The sequence below is a fragment of the Streptomyces sp. BK208 genome (genome assembly GCF_004364245.1).
In the GTDB taxonomy this organism is placed as follows: domain Bacteria; phylum Actinomycetota; class Actinomycetes; order Streptomycetales; family Streptomycetaceae; genus Streptomyces.
On the sequence record NZ_SOAV01000006.1, the window covers coordinates 95,562 to 121,380 of the forward strand.

A 25,819-nucleotide genomic window follows, 5' to 3' on the forward strand; every position below is an offset into this window, starting at 1 on the left:
CAGAACCAGCAAATGTGAAGACTTTGAATGTCGCACAACTGCATACGTCTGAGAACGACGAGAGCCCGCGGTCACATGCTCCGCAGGCTCTGTACTGCAAGGGAAACCAAACTGCAACTTGCTGTGAGCCTAGCACGCAGGGACCCGAGCGCAACAGAGGTCAAGATCACTTCACCCGGACGTTTGAACACCTGCGCCGTTCGGCTGACGCCGGGGGGCGGCGACGGAAGGGCGAAGGGGGAGGGCTAGCCTCGCGATGTGGACAATTCTCGCACCCGGCCGCGCGTCGGCCACATCCAGTTCCTGAACTGCCTCCCCCTGTACTGGGGCCTCGCGAGAACGGGAACGCTCCTCGACTTCGAGCTGGCGAAGGACACCCCGGAGAAGCTCAGCGAGCAGCTGGTGCGCGGTGATCTCGACGTCGCCCCCGTCACCCTGGTCGAATTCCTGAAGAACGCCGACGACCTCGTCGCCTTCCCCGACATCGCCGTCGGCTGCGACGGCCCGGTGATGTCGTGCGTGATCGTCTCCCAGGTGCCGCTGGACCGCCTGGACGGCGCCCGCGTCGCCCTCGGGTCGACCTCGCGCACCTCCGTACGGCTCGCCCAGCTCCTGCTGGCGGAACGGTTCGGCGTCCAGCCGGACTACTACACCTGCCCGCCGGACCTGAGCCTGATGATGCAGGAGGCCGACGCGGCCGTCCTCATCGGCGACGCGGCCCTGCGCGCCAACATGATCGACGGCCCGCGCTACGGCCTCGACGTGCACGACCTGGGCGCCCTGTGGAAGGAGTGGACGGGCCTGCCGTTCGTCTTCGCGGTCTGGGCCGCCCGCCGGGACTACGCGGAGCGCGAGCCGGTCATCACCCGCAAGGTGCACGAGGCCTTCCTCGCCTCCCGGGACCTCTCCCTCGAGGAGGTGGGCAAGGTCGCCGAGCAGGCGGCCCGCTGGGAGGCCTTCGACGAGGAGACCCTCGCGAAGTACTTCACCACGCTCGACTTCCGCTTCGGCGGCCCGCAGCTGGAGGCGGTCGCCGAGTTCGCCCGCCGCGTCGGCCCCACCACCGGCTTCCCGGCGGACGTGAAGGTCGAACTGCTGCAGCCCTGATCCGCACCGGGATCCGGTCGCCGGCTGCCCACTACCCTGCTGAGAGGTATCGGCGTACGGGGGAGGGGTGGACGCCATGCGGCCGCTCGATGTCGACGAACCCACCGTCGTGGGGCCCTACCGGCTGCTCGGCCGGCTGGGCTCCGGCGGCATGGGCCGGGTCTACCTGGGCCGCAGCGCCGGGGGCCGCACGGTCGCGGTGAAGATCGTGCACCCGCACTTCGCGCTGGACGAGGAGTTCCGGGCCCGCTTCCGCCGCGAGGTCGATGCCGCACGCCGGGTCGGCGGGGCCTGGACCGCGCCCGTCCTGGACGCCGACCCCGAGGCGCGGGTGCCGTGGGTCGCGACGGCCTACGCCGCCGGGCCCTCCCTGACGGCGGCCGTCGCCGACGGCGGCCCGCTGCCCGCCCACTCGGTACGGGCGCTCGGCGCGGGCCTCGGCGAGGCGCTGGCGGCGGTGCACGAGCTGGGCCTCGTCCACCGCGACGTGAAGCCGTCCAACGTCCTGCTCACCCTCGACGGCCCCCTCCTGATCGACTTCGGCATCGCCCGGGCCAGCGGGGGAACCGCGTCCCTGACCTCGACCGGCGTGTCCGTCGGCTCGCCCGGCTACATGTCGCCCGAGCAGATCCTCGGCAAGGGCGTCACCGGGGCCGCGGACGTCTTCTCACTGGGCGCCGTACTGGCGTACGCGGCGACGGGCCTGCCGCCCTTCCCCGGTGACTCCTCGGCCGCGCTGCTCTACAAGGTCGTCCACGAACAGCCGCGGCTCGACGGCCTGACCGAGGGGGAGCTGCGCGAGCTGGTCGCCTCCTGCCTCGCCAAGGACCCGGCCGCCCGCCCGGCCCCCGCGGAGGTGGCCCGGCGCCTGGCACCCCGGGGCGCGGCCCGCCTGATGACCGGCGGCTGGCTCCCGGGGGCGCTGGTGGAGCGGGTCAGCCGCAGCGCCGTACAGCTCCTGAACCTGGAGGCGGCGGAGTCCGGGCCGGGGGAGACCGGGTCGCGGGAGACAGGGCCGTGGGAGACAGGGCCCGGGGAGCGTGCGGCGGAGGCGTCGGGCCCGGTCGGTTTCAGCCGGCCGTCGGTCACGGCCGGGGGTGAGGCCGGGGCGGGGGCGGCTGGCGAGGCGGGGACGGGAGCCGAGGTGTGGGTGACGCCTCTGGCCTCCGGTGTCTTCGGCCCCCCGCCGGTGATGCCGACCCCCACGGCACCCTCCCGTGCCCCCGCATCCTCCCCCGCCCCCTCCGCCTCTCCCGCCCCCTCCGACGACTCGTCCGTTCCCGGTCCGTCCGTCCCGGGCCCGAGGGGTGCCGGACCCGAGCACGCGTCCCCGGCCCCGGCACGGCACCCCGGCCGGCTCGCCCTCTCCGTCGCGGCGACCTCCACGCAGGGCGCGGGCGGCCGGGGCCGGCGGCTCAGCTGCACTGTGGCGCTCGCGGTGGCGGGCGCGCTGGCCGCGGTGACGGTCGGGTCGGTGTTCGTCCTGGACCTGCTGCCGGGCTCGGGGAACGGCACGAACCACGCGGGCGGCAGCGACGGCGCGCACGAGCCCCCCGCCGCCACCGCCTCCGCCACGGCCGGCGCCGGCGTCCTGCCCGAGCGCTACGTCGGCACCTGGGAGGGGCAGGCCACCGCCCTGGACGGCAAGCTGCCGCTGGGCACCTTCCGCATCACCATCGAGCGGGTGAACGTCGGCGAGGAAATGGGCCGCCTGCGCCAGACCGACGAGCTGGGCGGCGTCTGCGTCGACGTGATCACCCTGAAGAAGGTGACGGAGAAGCAGATCGTCGCCGGGTCCGTCGGCGCCGAGAGCAACCACGACGGCTGCAACCCGGCCCCCACCACCGTCACGTTCACACCGGTCGGCGACGACCTCGACTACGCCTCGCGGAGCGAGGAGTCGGGACGGCCGGGGGCTCGGTTGTCCAAGGTCGGGTAGCGGGGGTCTGAGCGCTGTCCGCCGACGGGGATCATTCCCGCGGACCGTAGCGCCAGAACAGAGCGACCAGTGCGGCGGCCATGGCAACGGCAGCCGCCGGTCCGACGGCGCACAGGCAGGGGGCCTGTTCCTGCGCCCAGCAGGCGCCGCCCTCGCGGTGGCAGACACCGTCCCAGTTGCGGCGGTTCTGGGGCCGCAAGGTCGCTACCACCAGGTCCGGCCCCTGCCATCCGGCCACGATCCCGGGCAGGCCGGTGACGGCCCAGGCGAGGGTGGACGCCTTCTCGCCAGTCCGGTGCTCGTACTGGACGGCGGGCGCTGCTCCCGCCGCCCGGGACGGGCGGAACCCCGGCCACTCATCCGGGCACGACGACGGTACGCAGCTCCCCGTCGCCGAGGTGCAGCATGCCCTTGCCCGGCGTGATCTGGCCGCCGACCATCTGTCGCGAGATGCGCAGGCCGATGAGATCCCCGCTGGACGACTCCTGCGGGGAGAGCAGGATGCCTCGCCGGGCCTTCTTGGCGTCCACCTGCCAGCCGGAGAAGCCGCTGCACACATCCTCTTCGTCACCCGCGATGACGAGGGCGAGTCCGCGCTCGGCGCCCCGGGAGACGATCTTCTTCATCTGGCTCTCGGCGTCGCAGTCCTCGAGGATCTCGCCGTCGTCGACGAGGACCGCGATGGGTTCCTCGGGACTGGCTCCGTCGATCAGCTCCTCGAACTCGTCCTCGTCGATGTCGTCACCGATGAAGACCTTCAGCACGCCGTGCACGCCGTCCAGTTGACGCACCGGCGATTGGCGGGGCGCCGCGACGACCAGCCGGGTGCCCTGGGCGAGGAGGGACTGGGCGACGTTCATCAGCACCGTGGAGCGGCCCGACTTGGCCGGCCCGGCGATGACGAAGGACGGCACGCCGTCGGCGAGGTCGGGACCGAAGCCGACGATCTCGTCACCGCCGATGCCGATCAGCGCCCACAGCTTCGAACGGGACGCCTCCGGGTCGCGCATCTCCCAGGCCTCCGGGAAGGTGATCCGGCTGGGCAGACTGTCCACACGGAAGGGACGCCGGGCCCGCGGGACGTCGGCGTCGCGGGCGGTGGCGGCCTCGCCGATCGCCGTGATCGCCGCCGCCTGTCCCTGGCCGGTGGTGTCCTCGGAGAGCAGCGCGAACTGCGTCTCCGTACCGGCCTCGTTGCGGAAGGCACGGCCCGGCGGGATCTCCTCGGGCACCTTGCGGGTGGGGATACCGAGCGAGGCGAAGTCGCTGCGGTCGGCCAGCCGCAGGCCGTACTTGTCCTCGGTGAGGGTCGCGATACGGCCCACGAGCAGCGTGCGGTCACCCGTCAGGACCAGGTGGATGCCGACGCTGGCACCCTCGCGCATCATCGTCTGCAACTCCTCGGTCAGCGAACCGTGGTCGACCTCTCCGAGGGTGGGCACCCAGCCCTCCCAGCGGTCGAGCAGCACCACGATGTGCGGCAGCCGCTCGTCCTCCGCCACCGAGGCCCGCTGCTCCCCGATGTCCGCGAAGCCGGAGTCGGCCAACAGGTCCTGCCGGCGGGACAGTTCGCCCTTGAGCCGGTTGACGAGCCGAACGACCCGCTCGGTCTGGTTGCGGCCGACCACCGCGCCGCAGTGCGGCAGTCGGGTCAACGCGTTCAGGGCACCGTTGCCGCAGTCGATGCCGTACAGATGGACATCGGCGGTGGAGTGCGTGCGGGCCAGCGAACCCGCGATGGTACGCAGCACCTGAGAACGGCCGCTGCGCGGAGCACCGCCGATCATCAGATGGCCGAAGCTCGCGAAGTCGACGACGACCGGACGGCGAGCCTGGTCGGAGGGCAGGTCCTCGATGCCGTACGGCGCGGGCCGCAGCTTGCCCGGGGCGGCACCGGCGAGCGCCGGCACCTCGATCTCGTCCAGCAGCAGCTTCTCGTCCAAGGCCGGCAGCCAGGGGCTGTGCTGGGCGGGGATGCCCATCGCCCGGTTCGCGTCGCGCACCGCGTCGACGAGCACCTTGAGGTCGGTGATCTCGTCGTCCTCACGGGACTCGGTCTTCGGCTTGGTCAGCGCCGCCCGGCCCAGGTCCTCCCAGCTCAGCGGCCCCACCCAGGGCGCGAGCGCGGCGGGGTCGGCGGCACCGGGCCGACGGCCACCGACACGCCCCGACTGGAAGGGAACCAGGGAGGAATGCCCCAGCCGTACGTAGGCGCGGCCCGGGGTGTTCTTGGAGATGTGCCCGGCCTCGGGTGAGTCGATGACGTCGGACGACTCGCCGCCGTCGGTCACCCGCAGCGCGATCCGCAGGTTTGTGTTGGCGCGGATCTCGGGGGAGACGACGCCGCTGGGTCGCTGGGTGGCGAGCAGCAGATGGATGCCGAGGGAACGCCCTCGCTGGGCGATGTTGACGAGACCGGTCACGAAGTCGGGCAGGTCCCGCACCATCGAGGCGAACTCGTCGATGACGATGAGCAGCCGGGGCACCGGCGCGTGCGAGGGGTCCCTGCGCACGAGGTCCTGGTAGTCCTCGATGTCCTTGGCGTCGGCGGCGGCGAGGATGTGCTCGCGCCGCTTCAGCTCGGCGCCCAGCGACTCCAGGGCGCGCTCGACCAGGTGCGCGTCGAGGTCGGTCACCATGCCGACGGTGTGCGGCAGCTTGACGCAGTCCTTGAACGCCGATCCGCCCTTGTAGTCGACGAGGACGAAGGTCATGTTCTCGGGCGTGTTCGCGACGGCGAGAGCCGCCACGATGGTCTGCAGCAGTTCCGACTTACCCGAACCGGTCGTACCGGCGATGAGACCGTGTGGCCCGTCCTTGCGCATGTCGATGCCGAACGGGCCGTCGTACGACTCACCGATGACGGCCATCGTCGACTGGCCGCCCATCCGCCACCGGGCGCCGATCGCGTCGGCCGTCGGCGGCTCCAACTGCAGCACGTCGAGCAGCCGGCTGGCGCCGGGCAGCGCCGAGTCCTCCGTCTCGCCGCTGATGTCGCGCAGCGCCGACAGTGAACGTGCCAGCCGCAGGCACCAGGCGGGCGTGACGAAGTCGGGCCGTACGTCCGTGATCCGTTCGACACCCGCCTCCTCGACGCGCAGCCGCAGCTTCTCGGCGCGGGCCCGCTGCTCGGGCTCGGCCGGGGCGTTGGTGTGCCAGGCCTGGAAGGACGGGAAGCCCCCCGCGACCTGCTGCGCGGGCTGCACCTGCTCGTCCCGCCCGGGTCGTGCACTGCTCTCCGCCTTGGGCTCTGCGACGACGAACGCCTGGCACTCACCCGGCAGGAACCGCTCCTCGGCGTCGAGACAGACGGCGAACATCGACACGGCCGGACCCTCGCGCAACAGCCGTACGACGCCCGGCAGCGACCGCAGCCGCCGCGACCCGTCCCATACGACGACGATGTCCGGATCGGTGAAACTGGAGCCCTGTGCGCCGCTGCCCTTCTGCTCGGCGGCCTTCTTGCGGGCGTCGAGGATCTGCGTCAGCTCGCCGATCCGTGCGCCGACGGTCTCGGCGTCGGTACCGATCAGGACGTTGACGTCCTGGCCTCCGGAGGGCCGCGAATGAGGCAGCCACCGCACCCAGTCCCATTCGCTCTGCGCGGAGTTCTCACTCAGCACGTAGAACTGCACGTCCATCGGACTGTGCAGCGCGGCGGTCTGCGCGACGGCCCAACGCCCCAGCGATCGCGCGGAGTCCCCGGGCCCCGCGATGCCGACGACGCCGAGGTTGCGCAACGACAGCGCGACGGGAGCGTCCTCGATCTTCCAGGTGACCTGGCGGCGGTGGTCGTCCTGCTCCGGGTCGTCGAGCACGACCTCGGAGGGCAGTCGCCCTGTCCCCACCCGTAGCAGCAGGTGATCGCGATCGGTCCGCCGCCGCTCCCAGAGCCGGGTGCGCGGCCCGGTGGCGACGGACAGGACGACCGCCGGGTCGGGAATGGCCTGTCGCCGGTCGTCCCGCTCGGCGACCAGCGCGTCCTGCGCGTCCTTCTCGATCCGCGCCTTCTGCTCCTCGTACTCCTTGACCTGCTTGGCGTGGGACTTGCGCCCGTGCTTCTTGTCGTTGAAGTAGTTGGCGAACAGCAGAACCGGGCTGAGCCCCGCCATGATCAGGTAGTACCAGCGCCCGAACACCAGCACGGCGACCACGGCACCGACGAGCGGGGTCAGCGCCATCAGCCAGGGCAGGGGCCGGGCCTCGTACTCGCGGGGCGGCGAGGGCAGCCGGAAGTTGGTCTGCCGCTCGGGCGGACGCAGCCGCGGCGGCCGGTTGTAGTCCAGGCCCACTCCGTCCTCGGACCACTTGAGCGCGGCGTTGGGAGGCGAGTACCGGGCCAGCTCGACGAGCGAGTTCCCGACCGCGATCTGCCCGCCGAGCGGCCAGTCGTCCCCGTCCCGGTCCTTGACGGATTCCCCGTCGAGGGTGACGCCGTCCTCGTCACTGTGCACGACGACCTTGCACGTCCCGTCGGTGGCGACGGACAGGGTCAGGGCACGGGCGTCGACCTCGGGGTCCTCGATCCGGACGTACGCCGCCGGTCCGCTTCCGATGTCGTACTTCCCCACTCCGAGGCGGTGGACGAAGCCGGCCCCCGGCCCGCCCACGATCCGCAACTCCACGAGTCCGGTGGGTTCCCCGGGCAGACACCCGGACGGATCCTGCAGACTGACGACCGCACCCTCGCGCAACGGCGACCCGATGACCGTGGCGGACGGATCGACGGCGTACCCGTCGACGTACACCAGAGGCGCACTGCCGCCTGCGCCGTGGCCCTGATGCCCGATGGGAATGACCTGCGCACCCGCGACACCGACCTGCTTGGCCAGTTCCTCGGCGATGTCCCCGACGGTGGACTCGGGATCCGCGTCGAGCACGACGTCGGCGGTGCCCCCGCCGTACGGGTCGACGACGGTCAGGGTCAGTCGCACGCTTGTCCTCCCCAGGCGAGCCCCCGTGGCCGCTTCCACAACACGGCTCACAGTCCAGGCGACGATATCCGCTGCCTGTCGCGGTCCCGCAACAGGGAGGTGACCGGACGTTCCCATTGGCAACGCAGGGATGTGACACCAGTGGCCTCCGCCGTAAGCTGCTGCATCAAGAGCGGACGATCACACCGGTCGTGTCACACGACCGGCGCGACCGGTGCGCCGGTTCGGTCCGCAAACGAGGAGCCACGGGGGTTGGCCCTGCGGCATTGTGAGAGGAAGCGGCTTCATGCCCAAAGACCTTGACATTACATATCAGGACATGCGGGATGCCGCCAAGCATGTCGTGAAGGAGAAGGAAAAGCTCCACGAGAAGCTCGACGGTCTCCGCAAGTACATCGCGAACCTCGTCGAGTCGGGCTACGTCACGAAGTCCTCCTCCAAGGCCTTCGACGACAACTTCGACGAGTTCACCCGCGGCGCCAAGGACACCCTCGACGGCCTCGACGGCATGGGTGACTACCTGACCATGGCCGCCGACAAGTTCGAGCAGATCGACGACGAACTGGCGAAGCAGGCGCGGAGCAAGTGACTCCTTGCAGGTAAGCGTGCAGGTTCTCGCTCGGAGCGGCTCTGGGAACCTGGTTCCGAGGGCCGCTCTTTGCGAAGAGTTGACTCAGCCGGTCTGTTGTCGACGGATCTCGATCCTCGAGGCGGCGTGCCCGGCATGTAGTTTCGGAAGGCCTGCCGACCACCCACCGTCGAGACCGGAAGAACACATGAGTGACCTCACCCTTGACGACACCATATTCCAGCACCTGAAAACGACCTTCTCCACCATCAGTGACCGCATGGAGGCCACCCGCCGGAGCCTGCGCGGAGCGGACGCCACCGTGGTGGGGGAGAGTCAGTTGATCGAGGACGTGCAGGACTTTGCCGACGAGTGGGGTTATGGCATCAAGCAACTCGGTAAGCACACGCAGGGCGCGGTCAAGATGATCAACACGATCGGCGACACGTTCGACAAACTCGACCTGGACCTGGCCGAGTCGCTGAAGGCCAAGAAGAAGGGCAAGTGAGCGTGGCCGCGAAACGCCCCGCCTTTCCGCACATCGGCTGGGATCCGACTCCGGGGGACGTCGACGAAACCCGTGAACTCGCCAAGAAGCTCGGCAGCCTCGCAGGTGAACTGGGGACCGCGGTAACAGAGCTGGAGCGCATCGAGTGCGGCGCCTGGAAGGGGAAGACCGCGCTCGCCTTCACCGAGTACATAGGCGAAGACGTCACTCCTCTCATCCGCAAGAGTTACGAGTCCTTCGACAAGGCCTCGCGCGCCCTGCATCGCTGGTCCAACGAGCTGAAGGACTTCCAGGACGAGGCCAACCGCCTGGAGAAGTCCGCCGGCGAGAAACTCGACGCCAGGGCCGAAGCCGAAGCGAAGGCCGAAGGCAAGGGCAGTGAGGAACTCGGCGAAGCCTCCGGCGCTGTCGACGGGGTGGTCCAGAAGGTTCACGAGCTGGAGGAGCGCTACAAGGCGGTAGCCCGTCAGATCAGCAAAGAGCTGGACAAGGCAGCCGACCTCGCGCCGAACGAGCCGGGCTTCTGGGACAAGCTCGGCAAGGGCCTAGCCGACGCCTGGGACGCCACCGGAGACTGGCTGAAGGAGCACGCCGATCTGATCAAGGCGATCGGGGACGTGCTGAGTGACATCACCGCCGTGCTCGGCATGCTGGCCATCATCACGCTGCCGTTCCCACCCCTCGCCGCGATCTTCGGGACGGCGGCCCTCATCGGCAGCGGCCTCGCGCTGGCAACCCACGGAGTGGCCATGGCGGCGGGAGCGGACGTGAGTTGGGTGACCATGGGCACGGACGCACTCGGATTGCTGCCGGGTATCGGCATGTTCGGAAAGGGTGTCAAGGTCGTCGGAGAGTCGGCCAAGGCGGCCAAGGGCCTGGCGGCGGCCAAAGTGGGCGCGCTGGGCAAGGGCTTCCAGTCCACGAACCTCGGTACTTCTCGTGTCCTGGTGGCCTTCGGCAAGACCTCCAAGATCGTCGACGGCGGGCTCGGCAAGGCTGGCCTGGTGAAGATCGGTGGAAAGGGCGAATTCGTCCACGAAGTCGCACATGCGAGCAGTGGGTTGAAGTCACGCATGGGTGGTCTTGTGAGTGCGGGCTATCACGAGGGGCAGTGGCTGGGCACGAAGGGCATCAATACCTTCTTCAAGGGCAACATGGACCCGTTCAGTGGTCTCGGCAGGACCGTCGACGCAGGGCTGAAGATCGCCCCCAAGGTGGCGACACACATCACCAGTGCCGTTTCGGGTGATTAGGGCTGAGGGGCGAGAGGATTCATTGACCGCCGTCGTCGGAGGGAGAGGGCGCTGATGAACGTCTGGCAGCCGGAAGCCGGAGAAACGCTGCTCGTGCGTAAGCCCGTCACGTTTGCGACGGGTGCCGCGCCGCAAGTGCGCGGGATGCGTTGGTTCCGTGACACCGAGCGCAACGACATCCAGCACGAGCTTCAGGGGTGGCCAGAAGGTCCGTCCTTCACTCCTCGATCGGCCGGGAACGCCGTCACGCGCCGGTTCATGAGGGGCGCCGCAAAGGCTGCCGGAGGGGCCGTCATGGCGACCCTCGGCGCCGCAGGGGGAAACATCGCCACCCCCTCGTCCGGCGACTCCGGATCGGACACGCCCGACAGCCGCGCCGACGAGGTCGATGACTTCCCCGTCATGTGGGCCGCACCGGGGACCGTCGGCAGGACGCTTCCCTGGCAGCTGGATCCGGGTCGTGCGGATCAGAAGTACTGGCGAACACATCTCATCGTCACTGACCGCAGGGCCCTCGTCGTGGAACTGCCGTACGACGAGAAGAACGTGGAGGCAGTCGACGACGAACTCCTCTGGCAGATTCCACGCGCCGGAATCGATGCCGTCGAACTGAAGAACTACCGGGACGGTGAAGACTTCACGATCACCTTCTCGGACGGCTCCTGGTGCAGGTTGAGCTGCAGATCGCGGAGGCAGCTGACTCGGTATCTCGCGCGTGTGCCGGAACTGCTGTCCCTGACCGACCTGAACGCGCGGCAGGGGAAGACCGTCCAGGACTGTGCGAGGGAGAGCGGCATGCCGGATTCCGTGACTCCCGTCATCACGCGGAATCCGTGCGGTCACTACAACGTCGACATCCTTCCGCCCAACCGACTGACGTCCGCCTTCGGAGCGTCCGAGACGAGCCTCGTCCTGGACGAAGAGGGATGTGACATCGACCCCTCGGATTACCACCCCGAAGACTTCTGAGGGCGGCATTTCACCCCTATACCTACTCGTTGTATCGGTTCATATGACTCCCACTGCTGGTCACTTCGCCTCCCCCGTTCCTTCCGCCTCGCCGGCTGAGCCACCCCCCGTCTGGTTCCTCGCGCCCGAGGGATTCTTCGCGCTGCCCCTGGCCGATTCACCTGCGGAGCGTTCCGATCGCGCGGAATCATTCGTGCGGCAGCTCTACTCCCGTGGCAACGAAGAGGTCTGGTCTCCCGCCGCCCCTGTCTACGCGACCCTGGCCGAGAGAATCGGGGACACTGGTGTGTCTTACGCGGCTCTGGGGTTGTTCTCCACCTCCGAGACGGAGCACACCCTCACCGGAGAGGTTGCCAGGCACGACCTCTCCGAGGGAGCCGCCCAGTGCGCGTTCACGCTGGCGGCCGTTCCCACCGACCAAGAGGATGGTGACGTCGAGGTCGTCGCGCAGGGCATTGTGGCTGTCCTCTCCAGGGACACGTTCAACGAGGTGCAGTGGTTGGATCTCCCGTGCGGGCCGGCAGTCTCCTGCGTCACGTGGCGGCAATACCAACTCGGCCCGGAGATCGCCGCCGTAGGTGAAGCTGCAGAATTCGTCACCGCCGAGATCCAGGTGCACGTGCCCTTCCCGACCGGCCCGTTCACCGCAGTGTTCACGATGACCACGGCGTCCGTCGACCACTGGGACCAGTTCGTCGGCATGATGGGTGGCATCCTCCAGACGGTTTCCTTCACGGACCCGGCCGAGGAACTCGCCGATTGACGCGTCGCTGACCTGAGGACGTGGTGGGAGTCCGATCTGCGTGGAGCCGGCATGCTTCATCTCCTCAACCGCTGACTTCGTCCCGTCGCTCAGCGGTTGACTGCCTGGATCTCCTGGACCGTGACCGCCTGTGCGTTCTCGAAGGTGCCGTCCGGCATGTCGCCGCCCGCGCCGCCGGTGCCGCTCCAGACGATGTCCCAGGTGATGGTGGCTCGGAGATCGAAGGTGCCGCTGCCGGAGGAGCGCAGATACTTGATGCCGCAAGGCGGCGCCTGGTCGGCCTTGCCCTTGGCGTAGGGCTCGCCGATGGAGCCGTCGTCGTTGAACGTGCACTCTCCGGAGGCCGGATAGGTCTCGGCGTCCGGGGTGCCCGGCTCCAGCTTGAGGGACACCGGCTTGGCGGTGGTCGTCGCGGTGAGGGCGAAGCCGGGGGCGTCGAGGGCAGCCGTGGCCTGGACCTCGTGGAAGTCGGCCTTGTCGAGCCAGGCCCAGGTCGGCAGGTTCACCTTCGTGGTCCCGTCGGGGGCCAGGGTGACCTCGGTGCCGGGGAGTTGCATGTGCTGGTATGCCAGGGCGGCGAGTATCTCCGGGTTGATGGCCTGCTCGTACCGAGGCGGCGGGGCCTCGCCGTTGTCGACCCAGAAGGGGAGTTCCGTACAGGAGTTGCGCTTGAGGATGTCGGGTTCGTCGGGGTTCTCGACGCCGGCCCAGAACATCCCGTCGCCGTCCTTCTCGACGTTGTAGTCCTTGTACCCCGGGTGGTCCTCCCAGCCGTACTCGTCCTCGTAGTGCGCCTTCGTCTGGCCGATCGCCGCTCCCGGTGTACCGGCCATGCCGGGCGCGCTCGCGGCCTCCTTGATTTCGGCGGACATCTTCTTCTTGAAGTCCTTGGCGCCGAGGTAGGGGGCGTACCAGCAGGGTGGGGGCGACCAGTTCACGTCGGAGGACGTCACGTTCCCGGTGCGGCCGCCGGGGGCGACGGAGCCGGAGTACTTGATGCGGGCGGCGGCGTAGATACCGGTTTCGTCGCTGCCGCCGGATTGTTCGGTTTCGGCGCCCTTGCCGGAACCGACTGGCTTCCCGGCGTAGGCTGGCGTGGCGAGCACGAGCGCGCCGACGACGACAGTCAACCCGACCAGGCCGGCAGTCGTGCGAAGCGGCAACCTCACTGGCATTTCTCCGCCTTCGTCTCGACGAATACCTTGGATGCCTGCCACAGTCCCTCACCCGTGGGGTACTTGACCATAATGATTTTGTAATGGTCGAAATCTTCGATGCTGGGCTTAGTTGTCAAAACCTTGTTGGTCTCGACCTCCTTGCCGTAAAACTTGCTCGAGTCGGCGCAGAAAGCCACTTCTACCGAGGTGCCGGTTTCGGCTGACCGAGTCGTGGCGTCGTAATGGCGCAGCGTGCCGGTAGCGGTCCAGCCGCCTTCGATCCATGCCTCGATCTGCGTGCGCGCGTACTTCAGCCCACCGCCGGTGGCATACGCCGCTACAGCGGCGTCGTTGGCCGTGCGCTTGTCGACTCCTCGGTAGATGGCTCGGAAGAAGTTGGCGGCATCATCCATGGCAGCCGCTTCGTTCTTGTCCTTCGGCTTGTCCCAGTCGAAGACGAGGTTCATGTCCTTGGGGAGGGACAGGTCCACGCCGTCCGGCTTGTTCTCCGCCGGTGCCGTCGAGGGCTTGGCCGACTCCTTCGGGGTCGCGGACCCCTGGTCGGCCCCGGCGATCTTGTCGTTGTCGGGCTTGTCGTCCCCGCCCCCGCAGGCCGTCAGCAGCAGGGCTGCTGAGGCGGCGAGCGCGGCAGCAACGGGCAAAGGGCGGCGCTTCACAGTGGACTCCCCGTGAGACAGAAGTGCGGTCGAGGCTACTGACGGTATCCACGGGGTTCCTGGTTTCGCCAGAGCGAACTGCGCCGGGAATCGTTACGGTGCTCCGGACGTGTGCGGACAGGCGAGGGGCGAGGAATCGCGTGGTTGAGGTCATATCCCGGAACCGGGCGGTCGGTTCCGCGAGGGTGCGGTGGCTGACGTTGAGCCTGTTGTGCGCAGGGGGTTCGTGGGGGTTGTCCTGGCTGGGACCGGTCGTGCCGCTTCGTTCCAGGGTCCGTGCGGTGGCGGTCCGGAGCGCGATTCTGGTTCTTCCTCTCGGCCGTCGTGAGGCGGACCTGGGGCTGCGTGCGGCAGAGCAAGTGGGACCGGGCGTATGACGGGGCGTGAGCGGGGGAGGGACGCGGACCGGCAGGACCGGGACCGCCGCCTGCGGTTCCGGGGGCGGGACGGGGTCGCGCTCGTGTTGTTCGTCGCCGTCGTGGGCGTCGTCGTCGTCCTCGGCTTCGGGGGTGCGCGCTGGGCCGCCCGCGAGGGTGCCCCCGCGCTGTACGGCCTGCCCGGCGGTGCCTGGGGCGTCGGAGGCGTTCTGGGGCTGATCACTCTGCTCGGTTGGAGTGGTGCGCTTTGGGAGCGGTTAGCGAGCCGTGATGCGGCGGGCCCGGGGAAGGCGCCCGGGGTGATGCGCGCGGTGGCCCGCGGTGCCTGCTGCGCGGCCGCCATAGCGCCGGTGTTCTTCCTGCTCAGCGGGTTGCAGGGCAAGAACTGCCGGTCGTACGAAGCGGGGTGTTCCTACGTCCCGGGGACAGGTTCCGCCCTCCTCGTGTACGTCGTGTGCGTGGCTGTGGGCGGCTGGCTCACCCATCGGCGGCGCCGTGCCGCCCGTGAAGCGCGCCGGACGCGGGAGCGTGAACGCCTTCGGAGGCTGCGCAAGAAGGGCGGAGGGAAGAGCCGGGCCGCCCGTCGCCAGTGCCGTGACCGGGAAGGTTCACCGCGTGAGTCCTGCGGGATGATCACGTCATGAGTGAGGCTCGCGTACTTCGAGGAGTACGCCGGCCGGTTGCAGAGCATCCACGCCGACTGGTCCGCCGAGCAGATCCACTCGGCGGCGAGCCGGTACGTGTCACCGCCCGGCATCGCTCCGCACAGCGCCGGCGCGGCCGTGGACCTCACCCTGGCCGACGCCGCGGGGAGCGAGCTGGACCTGGGCACCCGGATGAACGCGGACCCCGAGGAGAGCGAGGGCGCCTGCTACACCCACGCCGCCGACATCAGCACGGAGGCCCGCACCCATCGCAAGCTGCTCGGTGACGTCCTCACCGCCGCGGGGCTGGTGAACTACCCCACCGAGTGGTGGCACTGGTCCTTCGGTGACCGCTACTGGGCACTGGTCACCGGTGAGGCCGCCGCGCTCTACGGCCCGAAGGAGTTGGCCTCGGCAACCTGACCTGACCTGACCTGACCTGACCTGACCTGACCTGACCAGGCCGAAGGCGAAGGGGACCACGCTCGGTCACGTCCGGCCACACGCACGACGGCGCGCGACCCGAGGTCCGTCACGACCTCAGGCCAGCTTGGCGTTCTGCGCCTTCACCACCGTCGGCGAGAGCTTCGCGTCGCTCGGCCTGCCGTTGGCGATGGCCATGCCGTCGACGGAGAAGTAGACGGCGAGGACGTCACCGCTGCGGACGAACTCGCCGTGCAGGACGTGCCGGACGCCGCGGAAGGTCATCGTGGACGTGTAGCCGAGCGACTCGTCACCGGCCGGGGCGACCTTCTCGGGGCTGACGGAGTCGTACGGGCTCTTGTTGCCGTTCGCCTCGGCCGTGAAGCCGTCCGCGCACGCGTCCACGGCCTTGCGTGCGTCGGCGAGGGTGGCCCGCGCCTTCCCGGGGGCGTAGGACGCCAGGGTGACGTACGTGTAGGTGATGCCCGTCGTCAGCTGCGTCGGCGCGTCCGTCGGTCCCGAGGTCATCCGGGTCAGGTCGGCCTGGGGGGAGCCGAGAGGCAGCTGGTTCATGGCGTACGCGAGGGGTGCGCAGACGGGCTTGTCCACCGTCACCTCGTCCGTCGACTTGGCGAAGGCGTACTCGTCGGCCGGCTCGTTCACCTCGAAGCCGTCGGTGTCGGCCTTCGTGACGATCGTGGCGGACAGCTGCTCGGCAGGGGAAGAGGTCTTGGCCGCCGACGCGCTCGCCTTCGGTTCGTCGGTCGCCGCATCGGTGTCCGAGTCGCCGCCACACGCGGTGAGCGCGGTGAGGGACAGCAGGGTCAGGGTGGCCAGGGCTGCGGCTGTGGGGCGGTTCACGGGTACTCCGTTGCTCCGTAGGACGGTGGGGGAGAAAGGGGTCAGTGGTCGTCGAGGAGGGCGCGTAGTTGCGGGGAGAGCTCCGGTACGCGCGCGCCCGCCGCCTGGGCGGCCTCCAGGGCTCTCACGTAGTTCAGGGCCTCCTCGCGCAGCCTCTCCTTCTCGCGGCCCTGGCGGCGGCCCGCCAGCCAGACGAACACGGCTGTGGGGACGAGGAAGGCCGCGCCGTATCCGAGGGGGGCGTCGGTGGTGGAGGCGCAGGCGACGCCGATCACACCGGCGAACATGAGAAGCCAGCCCACCTCGTCGTGCCAGCCGCCCGTGTCCGCCATGTTTTCGTAGTCCTCGACGGCCAAGGGCTTCGGCGGCACGGGTACGGAGGCGGGTGGGGCCGCTGGTTCCGCCGTCGGCGCGGGAGCGGGCTCGCCCGCCGGCTCCACCGCCGGGTACGTCGGGATCGGCGCCGCGCCCTTCCCGCCGCCGTCCGTCGTCCGGCCCTCGAGCCACGGCGGTATGTGCGCCAGCGGGATGCCGTGGGCGCGGGCGACGCCGAGGACCTCGCGGTAGCCGGCGAGGGGGCCTTGCCGCAGCGCCCGCCTCCACTGGACGCGCACGTGGACGAGCAGAGCCACGCCGACGACCGTGAGGCCGCCCGATGCCCCCAGTACGGCGAACAGATGGGCGTCCAGGGCCGGGGACATCGACAGGCCGAACGGCAGGAACATGCCTGCCATCAGCGTCAGCAGCCCCAGGCAGCCCTCCGGTCGGTGTCCCGTCTCCAGGGACTTGCGGCGCTCCGTCAGCATGGCGGTCACGGCCGCGTCGTCGGTGTAGTCGACGCCGTACCGGGCGCCGATGTCCCGCGCGGCTTCCCGCACCCGGGCGTCGGACTCCAACGCGGCACCGCTCACTGGCAGTAGGCCCACCGTGTCCCCCGTTCCCTCTGCGTACTCGTTCCGTCACTGATCCGAGCGAAGATCATGGCACGGGCGATCGGGGCCCTCGTGAGTGAATCGTGCAGGACCCATGGGCGCTCAGTGACGAACAGCACGCGGACGGTGCTGGGTGCCGGTCGTTCTGGATTCGCGTGAGCACAGTGGGAGGGGCTCCTCGGCGGGCCGTGCTCAACGGGGTTGTGACGGCGTGAAGTTGCAGATGAGTAACGGTGGGCGGGGCGGGTGGGCAGTGGTCGGGCATGCCTTGAGGGGCTTATGTGCGGCTGATACGGTGCGATGGCTTGACGCTCGCCCTACCGCTGGTTATTCGCGCAGGTCTGGCGGGTGCGTCAGGGAATGCCCCGGGACGCCGACGGTCGGGCAGGCGCGGGCGAAGTGTCCGAAATCGCAGATGATTCTGCGCACTTGGGCGGTCGTCGTCCGAGTGGGTTCGAGGCAGACAATTTCTTGGTTGTACGGGGAGCGGTTGCGTGAAGATCCAGGAGCGTACGGGGGCGGGCGCGGGGCGTTCCGCGGCTCCGGCTCAGCCGTCGGTCGGTGACCGGCTTCCCAGCCCTCCTCGCGAGCGCAAGCCGGCGCTTGCCGCGCTGGCGGTGCTGCTGATCCTGGTGGGCGCGCTGGGCGCGACGATGCTGGTGCTGCGGGCCGGGGACCGGGTGGAGGTCGTCAAGGTGACCGCCGACATCCAGGCGGGTGACTCCGTCGGCAACCATGTCACCTCCGTGATGGTGGCCGCCGACGACAGCATCAACTACGTCGAGTGGACGAAGGTCGACGCCCTCAAGAAGCTCAAGGCCAAGTCCACGATCTACGCCGACACGGTCGTCGTGGGCCAGATGTTCGGCGCCAAGGCAGAGGTCCCCGAGGGCAAGGCGTCCGTCGGACTGGCTCTCAAGGAGGGCCAGTACTACACGGGCATCAAGGGTGGTGACACGGTCACCGCCTACCGAGTCGGTACGCGTGGCTCCAGCGGATCGGACTCCTCCGACAAGGGCTCTTCGTCCTCCTCCTCGTCCGGCAACGGTGCCATCGCGAACGCCTCGGTGGAGAGCGTCAAGGGGGAGAGCGACGCCACCGTGAGCACCGGCACCAAATCCATCACTCTCCTCGTCGACGAGGCCGACGCGGCCGCCCTCGCGTCGGCGTCGGCCGCCGGCGAGGTCGCCGTCGTGCGCGTTCCCGCCAAGTAGAAGGCGACCGAAGAAGCCATGGCCCTCATCGCCCTCGCCGCCGACAAGGGTTCCCCCGGCGTCACCACCGCGGCCGTCGCCCTCGCGGCGGTCTGGCCGCGCCGTGTCCTGCTCGCCGAGACCGACCCGGCGGGAGGCGACCTGGTGTACCGGTCCGCCGCCGCGCACGGCGGTCCGCTGAACCCGAACACCGGCATGCTGTCGATCGCGGCCACCGCGCGCCGCGGCCTCGTGCCCGACCAGCTCTGGGACCACGTGCAGCCGCTCAGCGGCGGCCTCGAAGTCCTCGTCGGGCTCGGCATCTCCGAGCAGGCCGCCGGGCTCGCCGGGCTGTGGCCGACCCTGGGCCGGGCCTTCGCCTCCCTCGCCGACTCCCCGAACGCGCCCGCCGACGTCATCGCCGACTGCGGCCGGGTCAGCGGGGACTCCCCGGCGACCGAGCTGTTTCCGCACGCCGCGCTCGTCCTGCTCCTCTCCCGCACCGAGCCGGAGGCCATCGCCCGGGTACGGGACCGCGCCGCCGCGCTGTCCAACAAGCTGCACGGCGGAGCGCGCGGCGCCGCGAGCCTGGGCCTGCCGCTCATCGGCGTCGTCCTCGTCGCCGACACGAACAACGCGGCCAAGCTCTCCGGCCAGGTCAACGACATGCTGGTGCACGCCCAGACCGGCGCCCGCGTGGTCGGCACGATCGCCGACGACCCGGCCGGCGCCGACCAGTTGGCCGGGCGCAGGCGCGGGCGGCTGGAGAAGTCGCTGCTCATCCGCTCGGCCCGCAAGGTCACCTCGGACCTGTACCAGCAGTTCGGTGCCGCCTGGTCCGTGCCCGGCGGCCACGCCGGTCCCGGTGCCACCGGCCACACCGGTCCCGCCGGCATGTCCGGCCACGCGGGGGCCGGCCGATGACCGCTGTCGACCACGCGTTGGTCAAGCGGTTCCGGCAGGACGCCGGTGACCGCATCGCCGAGCAGCGCCGCCAGGACCAGGTCTCCGGCGTCACCCCGATGTCCACCGAGGACGAACGGCACTACGCCCGCGCCGTCATCGCGCAGATACTCGAGGAGTACGCCCGCGCCGAGATCAACGCCGGGCGCACGCCGCTGGACGCGGAGACCGAGGAGGCGTACGCGGCCGCCGTGCACGCCGCGCTCTTCGGCGTGGGGCGGCTCCAGCCGCTGCTCGACGACCCCGAGGTCGAGAACATCGACATCAACGGCTGCGACCACGTCTTCGTCGGCTACTCCGACGGGCGCGAGGTACGCGGCGAGCCGGTCGCCGAGACCGACGAGGAGCTCATCGAGCTGATCCAGATCCTCGGCGCCTACTCGGGTCTGTCCTCCCGCCCCTTCGACTCCGCCAACCCGCAGCTGGACCTCAGGCTGCCGGACGGCTCACGTCTGTCGGCGGTCATGGACGTCGCCCGGCGCCCGGCGCTCTCCATCCGCCGCGCCCGCCTGGGCAAGGTCTTCATCTCCGACCTGGTCGGCAACGGCACCCTCACCCCCGAGCTGGGCCACTTCCTGGCCTGCGCGGTCCGGGCCCGCAAGAACATCATGATCGCGGGCGCCACCAACGCCGGAAAGACGACGCTGCTGCGCGCCCTCGCCAACGAGATCCCGCCGCACGAGCGGCTGATCACCGTGGAACGCGCGCTGGAGCTGGGCCTCGACACCTTCCCCGAACTCCACCCCAACGTCGTGGCGTTCGAGGAGCGGCTCCCCAACTCCGAGGGCCAGGGCGCCATCGGCATGGCGGAACTGGTCCGCCGTTCCCTGCGCATGAACCCCTCCCGCGTCATCGTCGGTGAGGTGCTCGGCGACGAGATCGTCACCATGCTGAACGCGATGTCGCAGGGCAACGACGGCTCGCTCTCCACGATCCACGCCAACAGCTCGCACGAGGTCTTCAACCGCATCTCCACGTACGCCCTCCAGGCGACCGAGCGGCTGCCGATCGAGGCCAGCCAGATGCTGGTGGCGGGCGCTGTCAACTTCGTCGTCTTCGTCCAGCGGCGCAACGACTTCCAGAGCGGCGGGCGCCTCCAGCGCACGGTCACCTCGGTCCGCGAGGTCAACGGCGTCGACGGCCGCGTACTGTCCAGCGAGGTGTTCGCCGAGACGCCGGACGGCCAGGTCGTACCGCACGCCCCCATCGCCTGCCTGGAGGAACTCATCGCCTACGGCTACCGGCCCAACGGAACGTGGGGGTGACGGACATGAGCGCCACGAACGACGCGACGACCACCCTCGCGGCACTGGACTCGCTCGGCTCCATGGGCGGACTGTTCTCGACCACGGTCCTGTACGCGCTCGGCTGCGGCGTCGCCGTCGGCGGCGGCCTCGCCCTCTTCCTGGTCGCGGTACGCGGACTGCCCGTCAAGCCCGAGCACGAGAAGCGGCAGGCCAGCGAGCGCGTCAACGAGCTGATCCGCTGGGCGGGCCGGCGCGGCTCCGCAGCCGCCCTCGTCGGTCTGGCCGTCCTGCTCCTGACCCGCTGGGCGGTGCTGGGCATCGCGGCCGGAGTCCTCGTCTTCTTCTGGGACCGCCTCTTCGGCGGCGCCTCCGAGGAACGCGCCGCCATGAAGCGGGTCGAGGCCCTCGCCTCCTGGACCGAGTCGCTGCGCGACACCATCGCGGGCGCGGTCGGCCTGGAGCAGGCCATCCCGGCCTCGGCCCGCGCCGCGGCGCCGGTCCTGCGGCCCCACCTGGACGCCCTGGTCGACCGGCTGCGCTCGCGCACCCCGCTGCCCGACGCGCTCCAGCACCTCGCCGACGAGATCGACGACGCGTCCGCCGACATCATCGTCGCCGCGCTGATCCTCAACGCGCGGCTGCGCGGCCCGGGTCTGCGGCAGGTCCTCGGCGCGCTCGCCAAGTCGGCGCGCGAGGAGGTCGACATGCGCCAGCGCGTGATGGCGCAGCGCGCCTCGACCCGCCGGTCCGTACAGATCGTGGTCGCGGTGTCGGTCCTCTTCGTCCTCGGCCTGTCCATCTTCAACCGGGACTTCGTCGAGCCGTACGGCTCACCCGTCGGCCAGCTCGTCCTGGCCTGCGTGTGCGGGCTGTTCGCGCTGGGCTTCTGGTGGCTGCGGAAGCTGTCCACCATCGAGACGCCGGAACGCTTCCTGGTCCGGGACGGCGCGGGCGTCCAGTTCGTGCGCCCCCGCACACCGGGCCAGCCGGGCCAGCCGGGCCACTCCGGTCGGCCGGGGCAGCCCGTACAGCGCCTGCCGCAACCGTCGCAGCCGTCGCCGGCGTCCGGGGACGAGGGGGTACGTCGATGAACCTGACCATGCCGGTCCTGGTCGGCGCCGTCATCGGACTGGGCGTCTACGCCCTGGTCCGCGCCCTGATGCCGAGCAGACGCAGTCCGGTCCAGCAGGTCGCCCGGATCGACGCGATGCGGGCGCGCGGGGCGGCGTACGAGTCGTCCCGCGCCGCGCAGGACACCGGCCGTCTCGGTTCGCTGCGGGCCCAGGTCGGCGCCCGGGTCGCCGAGCTGTACCTCCAGCAGGGCTGGGAGCAGCGCTCGCTGCGCGCGGACCTGGCGGTGCTGGACCGCAGCTGGGAGAAGTTCCTGGCGACCAAGGCGCTGCTGGCCGCGGGCGGGCTGTTCTTCGGCCCGTTCCTGTTCGCCATCGTCTGGCAGCTGGGCTTCGGCGACAGCCCGATCATCCCGGTCTGGCTGGCCCTGCTGTGCGCAGCGCTCTTCTTCTTCCTCCCCGACCTGGAGGTCCGCCGGGACGCCGCCGAGAAGCGCCGTGACCTGCGGCGCGTGATCGGCGCCTACCTGGACCTGGTCTCCATGAGCCTCGCGGGCGGCCGCGGTCTGCCGGAGGCGCTGATGGCGGCCGCCGAGGTCTCCGACGGCTGGGCCACCCACCGCATCCGCAACGCGCTGGCCGACGCGCGCATCACGGGCATCAGCCAGTGGCAGGCGCTGGGCCAGCTCGGCGAGGACCTGGGCGTCGAGGAGCTCAAGGACCTGTCCGCCTCGCTCGCCCTGGTGGCGGACGACGGCGCCAAGGTCCGCGAGTCCCTCGCCTCCCGCGCGGAGACCATGCGGCACCGGGAACTCGCCGAGATCGAGGGCAGCGCGGGTGAGAAGTCCCAGTCGATGCTCGTGGCCCAGCTCCTGCTGTGCGCAGGGTTCCTGGTGTTCCTGATCTACCCGGCGGCGATGCGGGTGTTCCAGGTGTGACGCCGCCTTCCACGCACCCGTGCCAGACCCGATCCAGCAGCTCCGAGCCGCTTCGCTCCCAGAACCGATACGAGAGGACGTAACCCACCATGAACGGACGGAACTTCCGCACCGGCACCACGGGCATCGTGCCCGTCGACTTCCTGATCACCTTCCTGCGGGCCCGGGTGGACCGCGCCCGCTCCGGTGAACTGGACCGCGGCGCCTCCGCGGTCGAGTGGGTCATCATCTCCGCGGTCGTCGTCGCGATCGTCGGCGTGGTGGCCGCCATCATCAACACCGCCCTCAGCGACGGCGCCAACAAGGTCGGCGACTGCATCAAGGGCGCGGACGCGGGCAAGACCTGCTGACCGGCCGGCGCGGGGCACTGACGGGGACGACGTGACGGGACAGACGGGGACGAGGACGCCGGGCGCCGCGCGCGGCGTGCTCAGAGGCGTGCACGGACGGGTGCGCCGCAGGGTGGACGCCGCGCGGGAGGCCGCGACCAGCCGCGGTGACGACTCCGGCATGACCGCGATCGAGTTCGTGCTGCTCACTCCGGTCCTGTTCTTCATGATCTTCGCGACGGTGCAGTTCGGTCTGTACTTCTTCGCCGACCACGTGGCGCAGGCCGCGGCCCAGGCGGGCGCGCGCAAGGCCCGCGCGACGGCCGACGCCCGGCCCGGCGCGTGGCGGGGCGAGGCCCGGGACGTGGTCGACAGCTACATCGGCCAACTCGGCCCGCAGCTGGTCCTGTCACCCGACGTGAAGACCCTCCAGCCGGAGCAGAACACGGTCGGCGTGGAGATCACGGCCCGTATCCCCACGGTCTTCCCGGGCCTGGACCTGACGGTGCACGCCCGGTCGACGGGGCCGGTCGAGCGCTTCGTGCAGGAGGGGGGCAACTAGATGGACCACTCCCGCCGCAGAGGCGACCGGCCGCGGGGGAGCGGGGACGACCGGGGCCTGTCCACCGTCGAGGTGGTCATCCTGGCCCCCGTGATGATCCTGTTCATCCTCGTCCTGGTGGCCTTCGGCCAGCTGGTCGACGGCCGCGGCGCACTCGACGGCGCCGCCAGGGACGCGGCCCGCGCGGGCTCGATCCAGAAGGACCACGGCACGGCGATCGCGGAGGCGAAGAAGGCCGCCGAGTCCAACCTCGCGGACGTCTGCTCCGGCCCGGTCTCCGTCGTCCAGAAGAGCCCGGGCTTCGAACCGGACACCCTCTTCACCGTCGAGGTGAGCTGCGAGGTGCGCGGCCTGGCCTCGATCGGCCTGGACATCCCCACCACCCTGTCGGCGACCTTCAGTTCGCCGCTGGACCCGTACCGGAGGACGGCGTGAGATCCCTGGTACGCGAGTGGCTCGCGGACCGGCGCACCCGGCTGGACGACCGCGGCTCGGGCGCCGGCGCGGTCATCATCTTCGCGCTGGTCTTCCTGTCCCTCTCGGCCTTCGTCATCGACGGCGGCATGTCCATCTCCAAGCGCGAACGCGCCGCGGACATCGCGGAGCAGGCGGCGCGCTACGCCGCCCAGGACATCGACCGCGAGGCCCTCTACGACGACGTGGGCGGCCCCGCCCCCATCAACTACGAGAACTGCGACGCCCGGGTCAAGGCCTTCGCCGCCGAGATGGACATGACCGGCGCGGACATCGCCGCGACCCACTGCGTCACGGCCGACGCGGCCCAGGTGCAGGTCGAGGTCCAGCTCACCTACGCCCCGGTCTTCACCGGCATGTTCTACGGCGGCGACGTGGTGGTCCACGGACAGGCGGTGGCGGAGAACGAGGTGGGGTGAGCCGGCGTACCGGACGTGGCCCGACCCGGTGAGGGACCAGTCCCACCGAGGTGCGGTACGGCGACCCCGGCCGGCTGCTACGTGCCGCCGCCCTTGCCGCCCTTGCCGCCCCGCTTGTCCTCCGTCTTCACGGCGTCGTTGACCTTCTTGGTGAGATCGTCGTCGAGTTTCTTGAACTCGCGGACGACGGCGTCCGACATCCCGGCCAGGGCGTCGAGTTGCTGGCCGATGTCCTCGCGGCCGTCCTCCCAGTTGGACTCGAAGTCGTCGAGCGCGTCGTTGACGCTGCCGTCGCCGATGTCGTCCTGATAGGACTCGAAGAGCTTCTTCGTGTGGTTCAGCCGCGTTTTCAGCGACCGCAACTGGCGCCCGTAGTCCTCCAGGTCGCTCAACGGGATCGCGAGATCGCTCTTGCCCATGGCCCGAAGTCCTTTCTGCGGGTCAGACGAAACGGAAGGAGCCGGTCACAGCGTCGAAGATGTCGTGGAACGCCTCGGCGAGATCCAGCACCGGGCTTGCTCCGGAGACGAGGACGACCTGGTCGGTGGTTCCGGGGACGGGGATGTACGTCTGCGTGAGCACCATACGGAGGGTACGACTGTCGCCCGGCGCCACCGGTACGTCCTCTACGCCGTAGGTCCGCGCGGCCATGCCCACTTCGGGAATGTCGACCGTCGTCACCTTGCGCCAGGCATCGCCTTCACGCCGCGCGGTGATCACACGCAGGCTGTCGGCGATGGCCCGGGGATCGGTGGACAGGGCGACGCCCTGCTTGTTCCTGGCGCCTAGAACGGACACGGTGACGGTCGCGGAGAGCGGTACACCGTCGAAGTTCTCGGCCATGCACCCCAGGTAGAGGGCACCGGAGTCGTGGGCGTCCTTGGCCATCTTCCGGAGCATGGCGGTCAGATCGGCGCGATACGGTCCGAGTTCGGGCGTCTCTTCGAGGCGTTCATCCACCAAGGCGCGGATCGTCGCCTCTCGGCCTTCAGGACGGATGTCGAACTCCCACCACGAATTCGGAACCGAAACTGAAATACCGAACGGAGCGTCCCGTTGCTCTGACCCTGCAGACTTTCGGTCACTCATGCTTTATGTCACCCAACCTGGTATGGCGCGCACGTAAATCCCTTCCTCACTCAGGCAGCGGAAGCCCTTCGGCCTCAGCAATCTCCAGTGTCTGCTCAATGGTAAGCTCTGGCGCAGTGAATTTGCGTGAGATGATGTGATCGAGGAATTCGCGTGGTGGGGCCACTCTGTGATACTTGACGTAGTCCGACCAGGCGAGCTGCCAGACCCAAGTGCCATCGGTCATGATCCCGACGCGAACGTGCATGTCTGATGAATCGGAGAAGGGGTCGGGTACAGTGCCCGGTGAGAAAAGCACTGGCTCTGCCTCCTCAAGGAAGCCGGAGAGCCGATCGGCCATTTCTTCGTCGAGCGTTCCTGGTGCAAAGTCGGCCTCCAGTTGAGGCTCGCCGATTCGGTGAGGCGCAGGAATCATAGTCATTT

Annotated in this window: 26 protein-coding genes and 1 pseudogene; 18 read left to right on the forward strand and 9 right to left on the reverse strand. The window is 69.8% G+C overall.

All coding sequences use genetic code 11. The features are described from left to right. Positions 1-258: 258 nt before the first annotated feature. Entirely contained in the window at positions 259-1,107 is an 849-nt protein-coding gene (locus tag EV562_RS16360) for a menaquinone biosynthesis protein (RefSeq protein ID WP_133887555.1), read from the forward strand. 76 nt (positions 1,108-1,183) lie between these two features. After that, entirely contained in the window at positions 1,184-3,046 is a 1,863-nt protein-coding gene (locus EV562_RS16365; protein WP_133887556.1) for a serine/threonine-protein kinase, read from the forward strand. Positions 3,047-3,077: 31 nt separating this feature from the next. Here EV562_RS16365 and EV562_RS16370 read toward each other — a convergent pair whose 3' ends face one another. Together EV562_RS16370 and EV562_RS16375 are read right to left on the reverse strand one after the other, a co-directional pair. Beyond that, positions 3,078-3,257 carry a hypothetical protein gene (locus EV562_RS16370; protein ID WP_133887557.1) on the reverse strand — a complete coding sequence of 60 codons (180 nt, stop codon included), beginning with the start codon at positions 3,255-3,257 and terminating at the stop codon, positions 3,078-3,080. Between the two features lie 145 nt (positions 3,258-3,402). Then, complete coding sequence (locus EV562_RS16375; RefSeq protein ID WP_133887558.1) at positions 3,403-7,980, reverse strand: FtsK/SpoIIIE domain-containing protein; 4,578 nt, start codon at positions 7,978-7,980, stop codon at positions 3,403-3,405. Between the two features lie 286 nt (positions 7,981-8,266). Between EV562_RS16375 and EV562_RS16380 the strand changes: the two genes are divergently transcribed. From EV562_RS16380 to EV562_RS16400, 5 genes are all read left to right on the forward strand, one after another. Beyond that, on the forward strand, positions 8,267-8,569 hold the full coding sequence (locus EV562_RS16380) for a WXG100 family type VII secretion target (RefSeq protein ID WP_208298364.1): 303 nt from the start codon (positions 8,267-8,269) through the stop codon (positions 8,567-8,569). 187 nt (positions 8,570-8,756) lie between these two features. Further along, a complete protein-coding gene (locus EV562_RS16385; RefSeq protein ID WP_133887560.1) occupies positions 8,757-9,056 on the forward strand; it encodes a hypothetical protein in 300 nt (99 codons plus the stop codon). 2 nt (positions 9,057-9,058) lie between these two features. Further along, entirely contained in the window at positions 9,059-10,309 is a 1,251-nt protein-coding gene (locus tag EV562_RS16390; protein WP_133887856.1) for an enoyl-CoA hydratase/isomerase family protein, read from the forward strand. Between the two features lie 54 nt (positions 10,310-10,363). Further along, positions 10,364-11,278 (forward strand): hypothetical protein, encoded by a 915-nt coding sequence (locus EV562_RS16395; protein ID WP_133887561.1) that lies wholly within the window; start codon positions 10,364-10,366, stop codon positions 11,276-11,278. A gap of 193 nt (positions 11,279-11,471) precedes the next feature. Beyond that, positions 11,472-12,041, forward strand: a complete 570-nt coding sequence (locus tag EV562_RS16400; RefSeq protein ID WP_243860070.1) for a hypothetical protein — start codon at positions 11,472-11,474, stop codon at positions 12,039-12,041. Positions 12,042-12,130: 89 nt separating this feature from the next. Here the strand turns inward: EV562_RS16400 and EV562_RS16405 are convergent, their stop codons facing one another. Next, entirely contained in the window at positions 12,131-13,216 is a 1,086-nt protein-coding gene (locus EV562_RS16405) for a hypothetical protein (RefSeq protein ID WP_133887563.1), read from the reverse strand. Then, positions 13,207-13,875: a hypothetical protein gene (locus tag EV562_RS16410; protein WP_166661829.1), complete on the reverse strand. Its 669-nt coding sequence runs from the start codon at positions 13,873-13,875 to the stop codon at positions 13,207-13,209. Before EV562_RS16410 ends, EV562_RS16405 begins: the two co-directional genes overlap by 10 nt. 373 nt (positions 13,876-14,248) lie before the next feature. On the opposite strand from EV562_RS16410, the gene EV562_RS16415 reads away from it, so the two are divergent. Together EV562_RS16415 and EV562_RS16420 are read left to right on the forward strand one after the other, a co-directional pair. Then, entirely contained in the window at positions 14,249-14,896 is a 648-nt protein-coding gene (locus tag EV562_RS16415; RefSeq protein ID WP_133887564.1) for a hypothetical protein, read from the forward strand. After that, positions 14,897-15,319 (forward strand): annotated as a pseudogene (locus tag EV562_RS16420) (M15 family metallopeptidase); the annotation flags it as partial. It abuts the gene before it with no gap. Positions 15,320-15,436: 117 nt separating this feature from the next. Here EV562_RS16420 and EV562_RS16425 read toward each other — a convergent pair. Further along, positions 15,437-16,180 carry a hypothetical protein gene (locus EV562_RS16425; protein ID WP_133887566.1) on the reverse strand — a complete coding sequence of 248 codons (744 nt, stop codon included), beginning with the start codon at positions 16,178-16,180 and terminating at the stop codon, positions 15,437-15,439. Positions 16,181-16,221: 41 nt separating this feature from the next. Next, positions 16,222-17,106 carry a hypothetical protein gene (locus EV562_RS16430; RefSeq protein WP_133887567.1) on the reverse strand — a complete coding sequence of 295 codons (885 nt, stop codon included), beginning with the start codon at positions 17,104-17,106 and terminating at the stop codon, positions 16,222-16,224. A 500-nt stretch (positions 17,107-17,606) separates the two neighbouring features. On the opposite strand from EV562_RS16430, the gene EV562_RS16435 reads away from it, so the two are divergent. The 9 genes from EV562_RS16435 to EV562_RS16475 all read left to right on the forward strand — a co-directional run bounded on the left by EV562_RS16435 (position 17,607) and on the right by EV562_RS16475 (position 24,307). Further along, the gene (locus EV562_RS16435; RefSeq protein ID WP_133887568.1) at positions 17,607-18,326 is read left to right on the forward strand and encodes a hypothetical protein; all 720 of its coding nucleotides are present in this window, start codon (positions 17,607-17,609) and stop codon (positions 18,324-18,326) included. Between the two features lie 18 nt (positions 18,327-18,344). After that, positions 18,345-19,229, forward strand: coding sequence for a hypothetical protein (locus tag EV562_RS16440; RefSeq protein WP_133887569.1), 885 nt, complete (start codon positions 18,345-18,347; stop codon positions 19,227-19,229). Beyond that, the gene (locus EV562_RS16445) at positions 19,226-20,533 is read left to right on the forward strand and encodes an ATPase, T2SS/T4P/T4SS family (protein WP_133887570.1); all 1,308 of its coding nucleotides are present in this window, start codon (positions 19,226-19,228) and stop codon (positions 20,531-20,533) included. The genes EV562_RS16440 and EV562_RS16445 overlap by 4 nt, the downstream gene beginning before the upstream one ends. Before the next feature lie 62 nt (positions 20,534-20,595). Next, positions 20,596-21,606, forward strand: a complete 1,011-nt coding sequence (locus EV562_RS16450; protein ID WP_166661847.1) for a type II secretion system F family protein — start codon at positions 20,596-20,598, stop codon at positions 21,604-21,606. Then, entirely contained in the window at positions 21,603-22,523 is a 921-nt protein-coding gene (locus EV562_RS16455) for a type II secretion system F family protein (RefSeq protein WP_166661830.1), read from the forward strand. The genes EV562_RS16450 and EV562_RS16455 overlap by 4 nt, the downstream gene beginning before the upstream one ends. Before the next feature lie 89 nt (positions 22,524-22,612). Then, a complete protein-coding gene (locus tag EV562_RS16460; protein ID WP_133887572.1) occupies positions 22,613-22,873 on the forward strand; it encodes a hypothetical protein in 261 nt (86 codons plus the stop codon). A gap of 160 nt (positions 22,874-23,033) precedes the next feature. Continuing rightward, positions 23,034-23,414, forward strand: a complete 381-nt coding sequence (locus EV562_RS16465) for a TadE family protein (RefSeq protein WP_243860087.1) — start codon at positions 23,034-23,036, stop codon at positions 23,412-23,414. Then, positions 23,415-23,849, forward strand: a complete 435-nt coding sequence (locus EV562_RS16470; protein WP_133887574.1) for a TadE/TadG family type IV pilus assembly protein — start codon at positions 23,415-23,417, stop codon at positions 23,847-23,849. Further along, positions 23,846-24,307, forward strand: coding sequence for a pilus assembly protein TadG-related protein (locus EV562_RS16475; protein ID WP_133887575.1), 462 nt, complete (start codon positions 23,846-23,848; stop codon positions 24,305-24,307). Before EV562_RS16470 ends, EV562_RS16475 begins: the two co-directional genes overlap by 4 nt. Before the next feature lie 77 nt (positions 24,308-24,384). On the opposite strand, the gene EV562_RS16480 is transcribed toward EV562_RS16475, so the two are convergent. From EV562_RS16480 to EV562_RS16490, 3 genes are read right to left on the reverse strand one after another with little or no spacing between them, the layout of a single operon-like run. Next, the gene (locus EV562_RS16480) at positions 24,385-24,726 is read right to left on the reverse strand and encodes a hypothetical protein (protein WP_133887576.1); all 342 of its coding nucleotides are present in this window, start codon (positions 24,724-24,726) and stop codon (positions 24,385-24,387) included. Positions 24,727-24,748: 22 nt separating this feature from the next. After that, complete coding sequence (locus tag EV562_RS16485) at positions 24,749-25,396, reverse strand: hypothetical protein (RefSeq protein ID WP_133887577.1); 648 nt, start codon at positions 25,394-25,396, stop codon at positions 24,749-24,751. Between the two features lie 46 nt (positions 25,397-25,442). Beyond that, entirely contained in the window at positions 25,443-25,817 is a 375-nt protein-coding gene (locus EV562_RS16490; RefSeq protein ID WP_133887578.1) for a hypothetical protein, read from the reverse strand. Positions 25,818-25,819 lie beyond the last annotated feature (2 nt).

Coding starts and splice junctions, on each gene's coding strand:
- EV562_RS16415 (WP_133887564.1), top strand. CDS start 14,249: ATGACGGGGCGTGAGCGGGGGAGGGACGCGGACCGGCAGGACCGGGAC.
- EV562_RS16365 (WP_133887556.1), top strand. CDS start 1,184: ATGCGGCCGCTCGATGTCGACGAACCCACCGTCGTGGGGCCCTACCGG.
- EV562_RS16465 (WP_243860087.1), top strand. CDS start 23,034: ATGACCGCGATCGAGTTCGTGCTGCTCACTCCGGTCCTGTTCTTCATG.
- EV562_RS16450 (WP_166661847.1), top strand. CDS start 20,596: ATGGGCGGACTGTTCTCGACCACGGTCCTGTACGCGCTCGGCTGCGGC.
- EV562_RS16395 (WP_133887561.1), top strand. CDS start 10,364: ATGAACGTCTGGCAGCCGGAAGCCGGAGAAACGCTGCTCGTGCGTAAG.
- EV562_RS16455 (WP_166661830.1), top strand. CDS start 21,603: ATGAACCTGACCATGCCGGTCCTGGTCGGCGCCGTCATCGGACTGGGC.
- EV562_RS16490 (WP_133887578.1), bottom strand. CDS start 25,817: ATGACTATGATTCCTGCGCCTCACCGAATCGGCGAGCCTCAACTGGAG.
- EV562_RS16480 (WP_133887576.1), bottom strand. CDS start 24,726: ATGGGCAAGAGCGATCTCGCGATCCCGTTGAGCGACCTGGAGGACTAC.
- EV562_RS16405 (WP_133887563.1), bottom strand. CDS start 13,216: ATGCCAGTGAGGTTGCCGCTTCGCACGACTGCCGGCCTGGTCGGGTTG.
- EV562_RS16385 (WP_133887560.1), top strand. CDS start 8,757: ATGAGTGACCTCACCCTTGACGACACCATATTCCAGCACCTGAAAACG.
- EV562_RS16440 (WP_133887569.1), top strand. CDS start 18,345: ATGGCCCTCATCGCCCTCGCCGCCGACAAGGGTTCCCCCGGCGTCACC.
- EV562_RS16460 (WP_133887572.1), top strand. CDS start 22,613: ATGAACGGACGGAACTTCCGCACCGGCACCACGGGCATCGTGCCCGTC.
- EV562_RS16445 (WP_133887570.1), top strand. CDS start 19,226: ATGACCGCTGTCGACCACGCGTTGGTCAAGCGGTTCCGGCAGGACGCC.
- EV562_RS16485 (WP_133887577.1), bottom strand. CDS start 25,396: ATGAGTGACCGAAAGTCTGCAGGGTCAGAGCAACGGGACGCTCCGTTC.
- EV562_RS16380 (WP_208298364.1), top strand. CDS start 8,267: ATGCCCAAAGACCTTGACATTACATATCAGGACATGCGGGATGCCGCC.
- EV562_RS16470 (WP_133887574.1), top strand. CDS start 23,415: ATGGACCACTCCCGCCGCAGAGGCGACCGGCCGCGGGGGAGCGGGGAC.